This is a genomic window from Tunturibacter psychrotolerans (genome assembly GCF_040359615.1).
Lineage (GTDB): Bacteria > Acidobacteriota > Terriglobia > Terriglobales > Acidobacteriaceae > Edaphobacter > Edaphobacter psychrotolerans.
This window is the reverse complement of sequence record NZ_CP132942.1, coordinates 1,011,529-1,026,489: the sequence shown is the minus strand read 5'-3', so window position 1 is coordinate 1,026,489 and position 14,961 is coordinate 1,011,529. Positions and strand designations below refer to the sequence as shown.

General features: G+C 56.1%; 7 protein-coding genes. 2 read left to right on the top strand and 5 right to left on the bottom strand.

Going from position 1 to position 14,961, the window contains the following annotated elements:
• Positions 1-11 precede the first annotated feature (11 nt).
• The gene (ispE, locus tag RBB77_RS04085) at positions 12-1,253 is read right to left on the bottom strand and encodes a 4-(cytidine 5'-diphospho)-2-C-methyl-D-erythritol kinase (RefSeq protein ID WP_353064908.1); all 1,242 of its coding nucleotides are present in this window, start codon (positions 1,251-1,253) and stop codon (positions 12-14) included.
• Positions 1,254-1,377: 124 nt separating this feature from the next.
• Here ispE and ggt point away from each other — a divergent pair, with 124 nt between their 5' ends.
• Positions 1,378-3,168, top strand: coding sequence for a gamma-glutamyltransferase (ggt, locus tag RBB77_RS04080; protein WP_353064907.1), 1,791 nt, complete (start codon positions 1,378-1,380; stop codon positions 3,166-3,168).
• Positions 3,169-3,203: 35 nt separating this feature from the next.
• On the opposite strand, the gene RBB77_RS04075 is transcribed toward ggt, so the two are convergent.
• The 4 genes from RBB77_RS04075 to RBB77_RS04060 form a co-directional block, all read right to left on the bottom strand.
• Positions 3,204-6,437 (bottom strand): alpha-L-rhamnosidase, encoded by a 3,234-nt coding sequence (locus RBB77_RS04075; protein WP_353064906.1) that lies wholly within the window; start codon positions 6,435-6,437, stop codon positions 3,204-3,206.
• A gap of 114 nt (positions 6,438-6,551) precedes the next feature.
• The gene (locus RBB77_RS04070) at positions 6,552-9,017 is read right to left on the bottom strand and encodes a beta-L-arabinofuranosidase domain-containing protein (protein WP_353064905.1); all 2,466 of its coding nucleotides are present in this window, start codon (positions 9,015-9,017) and stop codon (positions 6,552-6,554) included.
• Positions 9,018-9,146: 129 nt separating this feature from the next.
• Positions 9,147-9,764, bottom strand: coding sequence for a hypothetical protein (locus tag RBB77_RS04065; RefSeq protein ID WP_353064904.1), 618 nt, complete (start codon positions 9,762-9,764; stop codon positions 9,147-9,149).
• Complete coding sequence (locus RBB77_RS04060) at positions 9,707-12,424, bottom strand: TonB-dependent receptor (protein ID WP_353064903.1); 2,718 nt, start codon at positions 12,422-12,424, stop codon at positions 9,707-9,709. The genes RBB77_RS04065 and RBB77_RS04060 overlap by 58 nt, the downstream gene beginning before the upstream one ends.
• Positions 12,425-12,905: 481 nt before the next feature.
• Here RBB77_RS04060 and RBB77_RS04055 point away from each other — a divergent pair, with 481 nt between their 5' ends.
• Positions 12,906-14,924 (top strand): alpha-1,4-glucan--maltose-1-phosphate maltosyltransferase, encoded by a 2,019-nt coding sequence (locus tag RBB77_RS04055; RefSeq protein WP_353064902.1) that lies wholly within the window; start codon positions 12,906-12,908, stop codon positions 14,922-14,924.
• Positions 14,925-14,961: the final 37 nt, after the last annotated feature.

Here is a 14,961-nt window from a genome sequence, read left to right as displayed (position 1 = left end):
GACCGGCGAGGTCACTCCGCGAACATTCTGTCCCAGTACTCTGACCGGGGCAAGGTTTCCGTCAGGAAGACCTGTACCGCGATCCCCTCGTCAGACGAATCGACAGAGGACTGGACGCGCTGTTGAGCAGCCTTGGCATCCCGCTCAGACCAGTAAAGTCCAAACAGTGCAGAGCCAGAACCTGATAGAGCCGCATATATAGCGGAACCATCCAAATCACTACCCATCAATTGACGCTTGGTTATTCGCAAGGAGGGATACTGAGGAAAGACGACCTCTTCAAAATCGTTCTGAAGACCGTCGCTTCCAATCCCGGTGCGGACAAGCGCGAGAAGGGTATTCTCGGCCAGATCGTTCATCGCGTCAGCCTGGCTTTCACCAGGTAAATCCCGTTTTTTCTCAGGATTAGGATCGCGAACGATACCGGAGGTGCCGGGCCTACTATCTTCTGTCTTTCCTTTGAGGCTAACGCCTGTCGGGGTAGAGAGGGATGAGTAAGCAAGACTCAACTCCTGTAGCTTATCAACCCGGGGCCCGGAAGTCAAGTCAACGGCACGCGTTACGCCGTGACCCTCCCCCAGCTCTCCCTCTTCGGACTCTCCTCCGACCACGTCTCCCACAGACTTCTGCGGTCCCGAGTCATTCGCTTTAGGGCGAGGCTCCCGGCTGGCCGCCTCCGCCGCCCGCCGCGCATCCCAATCCTTGAACGCCGCCGGCGTCGATACCCCCACCGACGGAACCGCCACCACGCACCAGGTCTTCGGCAGATCCGGCATAGGAACAACCTGTTCTCCACGTCCCAAGCCAAGAACCGCCCCACCCAACAGAAACAAAGGGACATCCGAGCCGATTTCAGCTGCCAGCTTCAGCCGCTCCACACCCGGCAGAGCCTCGCCAAGCTCCTTTTCAAGGGCCAGCAGCGCTGCCGCGGCATTCGCCGAACCGGCTCCCATCCCTCCCTGCACCGGCAGCCTCTTTTCGATATGAATCTCGACGACGGCGGCTACGCCTAGCCGAGCCAAACACCGCTCCACCATCCTCCATGCCGTGTTTCGCCCATCGCGCGGAACAAAGGGGTGATTCGTCGTCAGCGAGATCCGGGTCGTGCCAGCGCGTTTCGCCGTGACCGTCACCAGATCATGCAGGTCGAGCGTCTGATAGAGCGTCGTCAGCCCATGAAACCCATCCGGCCGCGTAGGCCCGATCGCCAGCCCAAGATTGATCTTCGAATACGAACGAACACGCGTAGACATAGCCTTTGATTCTATCGTCCACAGTCTTGGAGAGTCGCACGCAATGCGGACGATGCAAAACTTCGGACGATCCGCGATATGCTGTCCTCTCCACATCCGAAAGAAACATCAATGGAGAACGTCCTTGCCTCTCGCCTCCCCTAGACCGAATCCTTGCCTCGCAATGACTCTCTGCTGTCTCTTCTTCTCTCGAGGGACGCTGCTCCATGCACAGACCGCAATCTCCGAGGAGCCTGTTCGCGCTAAGCACGCCATGGTCGTCACCATTCACCATGACGCTACCGACGCCGGCCTCGCGATCCTGAAGCAGGGCGGCAACGCGATCGACGCGGCCGTCGCCGTCGCCTTCACCCTCGCTGTCGTACATCCGCAGGACGGCAATCTCGGCGGTGGAGGCTTCATGCTCATCCGCACGAACCACGGCAAAACTCACTTCCTCGACTATCGCGAGAAGGCTCCGGCCGCCGCAACCCGCAATATGTATCTCGATGAACAGAAGAACGTCGTCCCGGAGCTCTCTACCGTTGGTTACAAGGCCTCGGGCGTCCCCGGCACCGTCGCCGGGCTCGTCTATGCGCAGAGCCACTTCGGCAAGCTAACCCTTCAGCAGGACATGGCTCCCGCGATCCACTTCGCGACCGACGGTTACGTTCTCTCCGCCGAAGAAGCGCAGAGTCTCCACAACAAATCGCTCTCCCGCTTCCCAACCTCCGCGCACATATTTCAGCGCGATGGCGACTTCTATAAAGAGGGCGACACCTTCAAACAGCCTCTGCTGGCTGCAACTCTCACACGTATTGCGGCGAATCCCGAAGAATTCTACAAAGGCGAGATGGCGAAGCAGATCGCCTCGTTTGAACAGGCTGGTGGTGGCCTGATCACTGCTGCGGATCTCGCCGCTTACCAGGTGAAAGATCGCGAGCCAGTAAAAGGTGCCTACCACGGTTACAAAATAATTACTGCGCCGCCACCTTCTTCCGGCGGCATCGTCCTGGTCGAGATTCTCAACATACTCTCCACCTATAACCTGCCCAAGCTAGGCCCTGATCGTTCCGCTCCGCAAGTCCATGTCATCACCGAAGCCTTTCGTCGTGCCTATATGGATCGCGCCGATTATCTCGGCGATCCCGACTTCACGCCGCAGCCAATCAAAGAGATGGCGAACCCTGCCTATGCTGCCGCGTGGCGCAGCTCCATTCAACCCAACTCACCCACGCCGTCGAAAGACCTAGTCCGTCCCGCAGGATTCATGCCGCCTCCTCCGCAGCTTCAACCTCCCGCGCATGAATCCACGCAGACCACACACTTCTCCATCGTCGATGCCGACGGAAATGCGGTCGGAAACACTTTTACGCTGAACAATACCTTCGGTTCAGGAGTAACCGTCGATGGCCTAGGCTTCCTGATGAACGACGAGATGGACGACTTCGCCTCAAAGATGGGCGTCCCCAACATGTACGGCCTCATTCAAGGCCCTGCCAACTCAATCGGCCCCTGCAAACGCCCGCTCTCAGCCATGACCCCCACCATCATCACCACGAAGGGCAGCCTCTTCCATCACCCCAAGCTTGCCTTCATACTCGGCACCCCGGGTGGTTCCACCATCATAACCACGGTAGCGAACGACTTCCTCAGCGTCGCCGACAATGGCCTCAACATCCAGCAGGCCGCCGACGCCCCTCGCTTCCATCACCAGTACCTGCCCGACCGCCTCGAGCTCGAAAAGAAGTTCTCGCCTGAGGTCGCCGACCAACTCAGAGTGATGGGCTATACCGTGAATCGACTCGCCGTCGCGGACGGGCATAACCCCGGCACCTGGGGCGACAGCGAACTAATTGCAGTAGATCCTAAAACCCACGAGCTGTTAGGCGGGCATGATAACCGCCGCAACTACGGCAAAGCAGCGGGCTATTGATAACGCAGTACGTCTTTTCGCCTCGCCAATCGCACTCAGTTGCTAGCGATCGAAAACCTGTAGCTTCCTGAACCTATCTCGCGCACCATCGATCCTTCTTTGTAAGGAATCGTCACAGGTTCTCCATCCTGTTTCACGACGCTGGTCGAAGTTGCGGGAAGGAAGACTGTCGCGGTGGTGTTGGCCGGCACCTTCACGCTCAGTTGGAGTTGCCCATTCGGGTCTTTGGTCCAGTCCGTCATAATCGTTCCGTACACAGAATCATACTCGGTGTGCGTATGGGATAGGCCGGGCTCGACGTGTGGGCTAATCACAATATGATGGAAGCCCGGCATCGCAGGATCTGCGTCGATGCCCGACACACGTCGAAAGACCCACGCCATCACGGAGCCGAACGCATAGTGGTTGTAGGAGTTCATTGCAGGATCGCCGGTGTCACCATTCCAGCGTTCCCACCATGTCGTCGCACCCTTGTCGACCATGTATCCCCAAGACGGATAGGTGGTCGTCAGAAGCAGTTTGTACGCTACATCTGAGCGGCCTTCAGCTTCCAACACTGAAAGCAGGAACGGCGTACCCAGAAAGCCTGTCGTCAGGTGTGTCTGGCGAGCCTGAATGTCGCGCACCAGGCGATCGGTCATCGACTTCTCAAGCTCTTTTGGAGCGAGCCCCGTATAGAGCGTCAACACATAGGCTGATTGCGTGTCTCCCGCGACTGATCCGTCAGAGTGAACATATTTTTTCTGATACGCCGACTGAATATGAGAGATCAGCGTTGCATACTTTTCGGCATCTGCAGTGCGGCCAAGCGCGACCGCCATCGTCTGCATCTGTCGCGCGATGATCACCCAGTATGCCGTCGCAACAAGGTCAGAGGGCGTACGTGGATCAGGCGCGAGCCAGTCCGCAAAGTTGTTTCCAAGCTCTTTTTCTCGAATGTAGTTTGGATTTGTGCGCAGGATGAAGTCCATCCATCGCTCCATATCCGGCCAGTCTTTTTCGATCAACGACGCGTCTCCATACTGCAACCAGGTTGCGTACGGGACCAACACGCCCGCATCTCCCCAACCAGGCGCGCCCGGATGGTCGCTGCTACCCAGCATAAGATCCGGCGAGATATTCGAGAATGCGCCATCGGCAGTCTGCGCATCGGTTACATCCAGCATGAACTTATGTGAGAACGCATCGATATCGAAGTTGTACGAGCCTGTGCGCCAGAAGGCGCCCGCATCGCCCATCCATCCCATGCGCTCGTCACGTTGCGGACAGTCAGTGGGGATAGAAAGGAAGTTGCCGCGCTGTCCCCACAAGCCGAGCTGGCTCATCTTGTTAAGAGGCTCGCTGGAACTTTCAAAGCGAATTGAGGGTGAAGCAGGAAGGCTGTTCAACACCTCACCCTGCAAAGTCGATAGCGGAGGCTTTCCGCTATAGCCCGACATCTGCACATAACGAAAGCCATGGAAAGTAAACACCGGAGTCCACGTCTCGTCTCCGTTGCCGCTGAGTGTGTAGTAGTCCGTCGCATCGGCGTCGCGCAGATTTTCCGTATACACAGTTCCATCTGGATTCAGCCGCTCCGCGAAGCGCAACTTTACAGTAGTTCCTCGCGCGCCTCGCACATGAAGCCTCACGACGCCGACCATATTCTGTCCCATGTCGAAGACGGCATCCTGTGCACTACCGGATCCGACCATTGTTACGTTGAGCGGGGTAATCGTCTCCCTGGGTTGAACCGGCGTGTCTGGTTGAGCCGTCACGAGAATCTTCGTGTTCGCATCATCGACGACCACCGGCGTCCAGCTCAAGGGATCGCGCGTTGCAGAGGTGTTCCAACCTTTCACTTCAAGCCGGGCATCGTACGCTTCTCCGCCGTAGATCTCGGAGGAGACTATAGGCGACGCGGCCGTCTGCCAGCTTGAGTCTGTCGCGATCATTTGATGAGTGCCGTCCGCGAAAGTTAGCTCCAGCTGAGCGCGTAGACGATCCGGCCCAGGAAACAACCGCGAGCCCGACCACAACAGCGGACTACCATGCCACCCTGCCCCCAGAATAGCCGCAACAGTGTTGTGTCCCGATACGAGGAGCGAAGTGACGTCGTACGTTTGGTATAAAACACGCTTTCGATAGTCAGTAAAGCCAGGCGTAAGTCTAAAATCGCTGACTCGCTTTCCATTCAGAAAGGCCTCATAACTTCCGAGCGCAGTGATATAAAGCCGCGCCGACGCCACCTTGTGCTCTGAAGTGAATTGCTTGCGGAATAGTGCAGTGCCTGAATCGATTCTGTCAGGATTGGGAGCCGGTGACTCGCGATCCGTGTAGACGCCAAAGTGGAGATCCGCAAGGGCCCCCAGCCTTCTTGCGGGCGACCACTCCTTGCCTTGCGCTGGTTTGATCGATCGAGCCTCCCATGTATCGTCGCTTTCGATCCAGCTCGTTTTGCCTGAATCGTCTGTAAGTTGTAGAGCCGCGGCCAGGGCAGCGCGGAATGTTTTGTTCGCATCATTCGACTTCGGAGTTTCTATATGAATGACGATCTGGTTGTCGCCTGCATGAAGCTGGTCGCGTATATCCTCGCGATCGAAAGATCCCCATTGATCCTTATGGCCGGTGACGACGCCATTCACCCGCGTCGTGAAGATCCCACCTGCGAAGACGTGAAGACTTGCTGAGGCGGGTACTTTGCTCAGATGCAGGTTGTAACGGAACTCCGCCTCCGCACCCTGCGGGACGTGCTGCGCATCTCCATTCGGCAACCAAATCCACGCGATCTTTTTCAGTATTGCGGTCTCGTCGTCATCACTGCGGCGGATCCACTGGGCCTGCCAGTCAGACGGTTGCAGCAGACCCATCTCCCACCACGCGGCCTCGGTGGAGCGCTCTTCTTTCCCCTTGGCGTCCCAGGTGCGAACGGCCCAGTAGCACCGTTGATGCGACTTCAACGCAGGCCCGGCATACTCCACATTTACCGACTCCGATGAAACCTGCCTCCCGCTGTCCCAAACGTCTGCATGTTCGGCTCGCAGCCCGGCGGGTGAACTTGCAACAAGAATCCTGTACGCAGACTGAGTCCAGTTGCGAGCAGTGGAATCACTCTGCCAGGACAGCGTGGGCGCAGCCGAATCGATGCCAAGCGGATCAACCTGTTGATCAACCCGAAGATGGACTGGTGCCGCGAAGCATTGTGCTACGCAAAGAGAGAAGACCGGAGCAACTAACAGAGTACGCGCGACGGAGGCGAGCGGAGAGATTGCGGGGCGCAGAATTTTCATGAGTTTGGTTTGACCGAACACTTGCACACTACCAAAGTTGGAACCACTAACTTCAAACTTGTTTTGCTCGAGGGGCGGGCAGACTACCGATCCACGGCAGTCCGCCCAGACTCATCACGCCATTGCCGTCACTGCCGGATAGCAGGTGAACTCTTCCTCCGAGATCTGCCAGTAGGGCATGAACTTTTGACCCGTATTTCCACGGACAGAGAAGTGAAGTGGTGCTCCATCGACAGGCTCCAGATGATTTGCCAGATGCTCTGCTTCCTTGCCTTTGTCCACCGTAATATTTGCTGTTGGAGCTCCCACGGCAGCAAGAAGAATTGGACCGTACTCGACCGAGTACCTCTTCTTGCCCGCAACCTGGTCGTCGCCGTTGTAGCGCTTCACTCGAATCTCTGCAGGAAGCACAAACTCGATGACATCTCCGTCGCTCCACTTACGATCGACCGCGAGATACGAGCCAGGCTTGCCTGAACCTGTCACCTTTCCGTTGACCGATACCGCCATCTCCTTCGCGGCCCAGGAAGGAACACGAATCCGCAGGTTAGCTTGTGTAGGTGCCGACACCTTTACCGCAGCGCTCACATGCGGGTCGTAGGGAAAGCGCGTCTTTAACTTGAGCTCCATCGGTTGCCCAGCCTGCTGCCAACGAATCGTCGAGGGTTCATAGAGATTCACATAGATTCCATCCGGCGCAATGGAGTAGATGTGTTCCGGCAGAGTCCCAAGCAGCCGTGTCCCCTGTCCTTCGCAACACGTGTTCTCGTGCGTGGACTTCTCTTTCTTGCCTTCCATGATCGTGTGGTAGCGAAGACCTACGCCGCCGTCCTGATTTGCCATGCCAACGTTGTAAATCGACTTCTCGATCTCAGTGGCATAGCGTTCTTCATCAGGATTCAGAAGTTGGAAACGCTGGCTCAGGAAGACCCAGAAGCTGCTGCCGCACAACTCCCCAAGCTTCTGGCGCAGATAGTTGCTGTTCGGCGGATCTTTCTCGAACTCGATAATCGAGATGCTTCCGCCCGCCTGTTGCCAGTGTGCGCGATAGAGTTCCCACGCGCCCAGCACACCATCGCGATACCGCACATCGCCCGTGGCAAGATACATATCCAGGTATGCTTCGAGATTGGTCAGAAGATAGCAATGCGGGCGGTCATACGGATACTGCCACACTTGCTCTTTCTCCTGCTTTGCCAGCCCTTCCATCCAGCCATCTTCCTGGTAGTAGCGCTGAATCACCTGAGCATCCGCTGGTTTTCCAACTGGGCTTGTGCACACACGCGTATTCGCCACCATGCCCTGGCCGCCTTGAATCGCTCCGCGCAGCATGACTGGCAGGAAGGATTGCTGGTTGAACCAGTCGTAGTATCCGCGCAGCATCGGCAGGGCTTTCGGGTTGCCGGCATATCCAGCTTCCAACAGACCATGCGTGAGCCATGCGCGAGTGTACGCTGCACGCTCCGAATAAAAAATCGTGTCTTCGGGATATGCCATGATGTATCCGTTCGACTGACGGCACTTTTCGATACCGTCGACCACAACGTTGAGACGGCGCCGCAACTCAGGGTCGTCTATCCAGCGCACCGTGTTGCCCGCGCCCATCAAAAAACGGCCTGCGTTTGAACCCGCAAGATCTTCCTCCCAGAAGACCTGCGAGCCGGTAGGCTTGAAGTTTTTGATCTTGCCTGTCCGCTCGTAAAACTGGCGAAGAAGATCGTCGGTTGTATAAGAGTTCAGCAAATACTGAATGTTGTTTTGCATCGCAGCCTGAAAGACGCCGCCGTCCAACGTTACTCCCGTCTTCGGAGCTTCCGCTTTATACTTTGCTGGTTTCCAGGTTGCAGCATCGGTCACTGCATAGGGATTGTCTACGCGAATGCCTTCTCCATCTTGCCGTGGAGGCCGCGTGAGCTGCGCGACAAGCTCGTTGTTTCCATACTTCTCATCTGCTGTTACTTTGCATCCCACCGCAACATCATGGCCGCCGGACAAAACAGCCATCTTCGCAACCATCAGGGTGTAGTCGGGGCTATCCTTCGGCTCTTTGCCCAACGGCGTGCCGTCGGTATCAGGTGCCTTGACGGGCCGAAGTCGGGTGGCCGTCAACCGCACATATCGCCCGTGAACATCATGCGCTGCGTACTGCGTAATGTTGTCTTTCAAATCCGGGAAGTCAAATTGAGTGAAGTCTGCAATGGTCTCAGCCTTCGCAAAGCTGGCATCGTCGGAAGCCTCCAGTTTGAAACGCAGAGGGAATCCTTCACCACCGTAATATTGATCGCGGCCCGGATACATCCGCTCGGAGGCGGGAAATAGCTGAATAGCGGAGATGGGAACGCTTTTCTTCAAGTCCACCTGTACCCAGGTTGTGACATCTGGTGTCGCAGACACCTTGGAGCGATACGCACGGTAGTTCGTCGCAGGCGTTGCGGCCATCCTGATTCCAGTCAGATATGGAGCCATATCTTTTTCGCCTGTTTGCGCCAGTAGGACCACTGGCTTCATTGCACCGATTACGGCAAACCCCGCTCCTGCGTACGTGGAGTTCAATAGAAACTTACGTCGTGTCACAGCCATGACCAATCTCCAATGCTTTCTTTTCGATATTGCAAGCAAGTAAAGCGGAACGAATTTCGTCGAGCAATCCTAAGCTGAGAGGGGTCAGAAGGGAAACCTCTGACCCCTGTGGTTAGACGACAATGCGATTTAGAAGGCATAACGCAAAGCGAGTTGCAGCACTCGTTGACCAACCGGTTCAGTTGTAAGCAGACCGGCGGCTGGATTCGTAATGCTGGTGCTTCCGGTGCCAAAGTTCGGGTGATTGAAGACGCTGAACGCCTCCGCGCGGAACTGGAGCTGTTGCCGCTCGGTAATCGCGAACGCCTTCTGTATGCTCAGATTGGTCGTATCGATGCCCGGCTGACGCGGTCCGCTTCTGGCTGTTCCATATTGACCCGTCGCTGGCTGTACGTAGCAGGAAGGATCGAAGAACTGTAAGCGAGGATGACCCGATGGAGGATTGCCAGTGCAGATCCGATTTGCGTAGACGCTATGAACGGAACTGGTGTCGGCATTGTTGTTAGCTGTGATTTGGATTGGCTGCCCGGTGGAGAACACCTGAATTCCGGAGAGTTGCCAACCGCCAATAATTTCGCGATTGAGCAGGTTGTTTGAGTTCAGGAACTTCTTCCCGGGGCCAAAAGGCAACTCATACACTCCGCTGAAGATGAAATTGTGAGTGCGGTCGAAGCCCGCGGGCCCGTAGGTCAGCCCAGGGTTATAGAGATTTTGAATGTCTGCATTGTCGCCATCCAAAATATCCATTGTCTTCGAGTAGGTATAGGCGCCCAGGAACTGCAGGCCGTTGGTGTATGTCGCTCTAACTTGATCGCGAGGGCGTTGTAGTTCGCCGAAACGGCATTGAGTTGGCCATCAGTCGTTCCAACGTTCGTGTTCGGTCTCAGGTCAAGAATGCCGCTCGTGTTCCCGGGCGTCAATCCAAAGGGTTGATTGAGATCGGCGCGCGCGGACTGATGACGGGTCACATTGCCTATGTAGCCAAGGGTGAGAAGCGTGTTGTTGCTGAGCGACCGTTCGATGTTGAAGTTCCAGTCCTGCACTGACGTGTCTTTCAAGGTCTTTGTCAGTGTGTAGTTCTGCTGTCCAGCCAAAGATGGGTTAGGGACAAACAGATCTTGAATATCTACCGGAGTAGCCACGTTGAACGAGTACGACTGATTTACAAAGTTCGGCGAGTACAACAGTTGGAATTGGAGATTGTTATAGAGAATTGGTGCGTAGTAAATTCCATAGCCGCCACGGACGACCGTGCGATCGTTCGCCTGGTAAGAGAATCCAAACCGCGGTGCCCAGTCGTTGTAGTTCGTCTTCCACGTACCGGGAATAACCCGATTGGATGCGACATCGAACTGTCCGCCATGGCCGTTTTTGTCGTTCGGCGGATTGTCGAAGTCATATCGCAGTCCGATATTGAAGGTCAGCCGAGGCAGCACCTTCCAGTCATCCTGCACGTAGCCCGAGACATCGGTGCCGCGAAACGCGCCAAGGGTTACGCCATTGGCAGCATTGGCGGTCCGAGGGAATCCGAGTTCCATATCAGCGAAAGAGTTACCCTGGTCGGTCGAGCTCCGCACACCGTTTATGTATGCTGAGGTCGCGCTTCCGTCGAAGTTATAGATGCCGTTGTTGCCGACGACCCAGTTTCCATCAAACTGTGTTTTGACATAATCGCCACCGAACACAAACGTGTGATTCCCAAGCTTCCAGCTCACCTCGTCCGTGTACTGGAAGCGGTTCTGAATCGCGCCTTGCGGAGAGTACGGGTCTCCGAGCGAGGTGTAGTTCGTCAGGTTAATCGCTGGAGGAGTCCACTGCGCTGGTGCAGGATTGACGTTTTCCAGACCGTAAGCCTCAGCATAGTTCAGAGCACCTTCGCCCTGCTGCGTACGAAATAGATTGCTTCGGTTGTAACCAACCTTGAACACATTCACGATATTCGAATTGAACACGTGGGTTTCAGCGACCGAGATATTGGTGCCCTTCAGCGCGATGAAGATGCCAAAGAGCCCAGGCGTAATACTGTTCTGGCCCGCCTGGCTGTCGAGCCTCGCCACGGTTCCGAACAGGAGGTCCCGTGGCGAGATGTTGAAGTCCACGCGGCCAAGGTATTCGTCGTAGTTACTAATCTGGGGCAGGTTTACAACGTAGTTGACGTTGCTCGCGTCCAGCGCCTGATTTGGCTCGGGATAGTTCTTCAACCAGAGCTGAGCGAAGGGGCTGATCGATGTAAGCTTGTTGCCTGCAAATGGCTGGCTGGTACCGGTGATGGGGTCGTAGGTTGAAGGATCGTAGAGAGTCAGGTTGTCAGCGGAGAAGTCCCCGCCGCGTTCGGCGTCGGTCGGAACTCGGTCGCGGTTGACCACCCCCGTGTGGCTGCGCAGGCCCGAATAGTCGAAGAAAGCGAACAGCTTGCTCTTCCACAACGGAGCTCCGATGTTGCCTCCAAACTGGTTGAAGCGCTTTGCGGGTTTCGACGTAGCAAACCAGTTCTGAGCGTCGAAGTCATCGTTCTGCAAGAAGTCATACGCCGTTCCGTGAATCTGATTCGATCCACTCTTGGTGATGACGTTGATGATCGAAGGCTGGCTGAAACGCGCCGGGGCTCCGTTCAGAATCGTTGTTACCTCCTGCGTCGCTTCGACCGACGAAAGAATGTTGACCGTCTGCGTCAACAGGTTGGTATTGTCCACGCCGTCCTGAAGAAAGGCCGTATGGGCATTACCAAGTCCTGAGATGATGACCGAGTTTGCCGTCTGCCCGTAAAAACCTTCATCTCCACCATCCACGCCGACATCGGTACCCTGCTGCGACGAAGGCCCTAGAGTCGCGACGTTCAGGATGCTTCTGGTGTTGTTCGGCAGGTTGACCAATTGAGTCGGCGAAACCGTTGTTACCAACTCGTGGTTATCCGTCTGCAAACTTACCGAGCCCGACTCGGAAGTGACCGTCACCTCCTGCTGCACATTCCCCACAGAGAGTTGAAGATTAGCGGTCGTACCGTTCGTGGTCACGTCAACATTCGTCACTAGATGTTTAAATCCAGGCGCAGTGGCCGAGACTGTGTAAGGCCCCACCGTAAGCGAGGGAACGTTGAAGTAGCCGTTTTGGTCCGATGTGACGGTGCGCGTTGTCGCTGTTCTCGAGTTTTTGACCTCGATCTGACAGTTCGGAACCACAGCGTCAGCGGCATCCCGAACTGTTCCGGAGATGAAGCCAAGATCGGTCTGAGCCAACGTCGCCTTTTGCGGACCAACGCCCGCAACGATCATCAGCAAAAGGATGGTTTGAACTGCCCTGGAAAATCTGGTCTTCAGAAAACCGGTCGAGTAGGTAAAGTCTCTGCGCTGTGTCCCGCCGTTCTTGGTCGACTCTGAAGGAGCGCTGGTCTTGCGTAGGTGTGCCATGAAATCTCCGCCTCCCTGTAACGCCCGCAAGTCGAACAGAGGCGTTAACCCATTGTCAAGGGGAAAATTATTTCAATTGGAGAAATTGACTTCAATTTCAGAACGCCGCCAACGATTTTCTCAAAATGTTTCCCTATCGGAATGATCTGTCGCTACCGTCATAAAACCCGTGTAAGACGGTCCTATCCGCAGAACCCTCACTTGAAAACCAGTTCGCTCTCGAACGGCAAGTTCGAGCTGTGTGGAAGTTTGAAGCAAGCCCTTTGGGAATCCAGAAAACGGCCGTCACGGCGACCTTTTCGCTTTGTATGTGGCTTATACAACCCACATACAATTCGACGCTTTCCCATTGCCAGCAAACACATACAGCTCAATCTGCATCTGCCTATGAGGAGTTCCGGTCAGTTCCGATAGCGACGTTTGAAGCGCGGCCTGTCGGACTACTATAGGTACGAAAGCGAGTCATAAGATCTGAGTGAGTATGAAACCTATTGAAGGCCGCAAACGTGTCGTTATTGAAGAGGTCGAACCACAAGTCGACTGTGGACGTTATCCAGCAAAGCGAATCCTGGGCGACACCGTAACCGTAACTGCTGCGGTCTTTGGCGATGGTCACGACCATGTCTCCGGACGCCTGCTCTATCGCCACTCGAGCGAGGCCGATTGGCGATCCGCTCCCCTCTCCCCGCTTACCAATGATCTCTGGTCTGCCAGCTTCACAGTCGATGCGCTCGGCGACTGGCTCTACACCCTTGAGGCGTGGGTTGATCATTTCGATACCTGGTCTGCAGATCTGCAAAAGCGGCTCGAAGCGCAACCCGTTCCCGGAGGCACAAATCCCGCAGCCGCCCCACAGGATATTCCGCTCGCTTTACGTTCCGGCGCACTCCTCTTGGAACACGCGGCAAAACGCGCAGAGGGGGCCGACAGCAAACATCTGGCCGACGAAGCCGCACGCCTGCTCAAACTGGCAAAGGCAAAATCTGATGTCTACGAGAATCCGCTGACGGACGAGATCGTCGCTCTGGTCGCGCGATATCCTGACCTCGGGTTCGCCACGCGCTACGCAAGAGAATTTCATCTCTGGGTCGACCGCGAGCGAGCGCGCTACTCCACCTGGTACGAACTTTTTCCGCGATCCACTTCGCCCGACCCAACACGCCACGGCACCTTCGCCGATGTGATAGCGCTTCTGCCAGACGTCGCAGCGATGGGCTTCGATGTTCTGTATATGCCACCCATCCATCCCATCGGCAAAGCGTTTCGCAAAGGCCCCAACAACAGCGTTACCTCAACGGAAAACGATCCTGGCAGCCCCTGGGCTATCGGCGCAAAGGAGGGCGGCCACAAGGCCATCCATGCTCCTCTCGGAACTCTGCGCGACTTCGACGCGCTCGTCGCCGCGACCCGCGAACACGGCATGGAGGTCGCTCTCGACATCGCCTTTCAATGTTCGCCCGATCACCCATGGGTCGCTGAGCACCCCGACTGGTTCAACATCCGCCCTGACGGTTCAATCCAATACGCGGAGAATCCTCCCAAAAAATATCAGGACATCTATCCCCTCAACTTCGAATCGCCCGATTGGCGCGGGCTCTGGGAGGCCCTGCGTGATGTCTTCACCTATTGGATCAAGCGCGACGTGAAAATTTTCCGCGTCGACAATCCGCACACGAAAGCCATTCCCTTCTGGGAGTGGTGCATCGGCGAAGTTCATAAAAAATATCCCGATGTGATCTTTCTCGCCGAAGCCTTCACCCGTCCCCACGTCATGTACTCGCTCGCCAAGGCCGGCTTCAGCCAGTCCTACACCTACTTCACTTGGCGCAACACGAAGGACGAGCTGCAGCAGTACTTCGAAGAGATCACGAAGCCGCCAGTGACCGACTTTTTTCATCCCAACCTCTGGCCCAACACTCCCGACATCCTGCATGCCACACTGCAAAATGGTGGCCGTCCCGCCTTCATGCAACGCCTCATCCTCGCGGCGACGTTAGGCGCAAACTACGGCATGTACGGCCCCGCCTTCGAACTCTGCGAAAACGTTCCTGCCAAACCGAGCAGCGAAGAATACCTCAACAGTGAGAAGTACGAGATCCGTCACTGGAATCGCAGTGCGAACAACAGCCTCGCGCCTCTGGTCACACTCGTCAATCAAATCCGAAGAAATAACCCGGCACTCCACTCTGACGGCTCTCTCCACTTCCACCACGTCGACAACTCAAACATCATCGCCTACAGCAAATCGAGCGGAGACAACCGGATTCTCGTGGCCGTCAACCTCGATCCGACCCAGGAGCAAGCGGGATGGATCGATCTCGACCTAAAACAACTAGCGGTCCCGCACAACGAAACCTTCGAGATTGAAGATCTACTCACCGGCACACGCTATCAATGGCATGACCGCAGTAACTACGTCGCGCTGCGACCGGACGTGATGCCCGCGCACATCTTCCGTCTGCTCCGTAAACCTACCGTCGAAATACCACCCACGCCATAAATAACGATTCGATAAATCAGCTTCCAGCACGAGGACG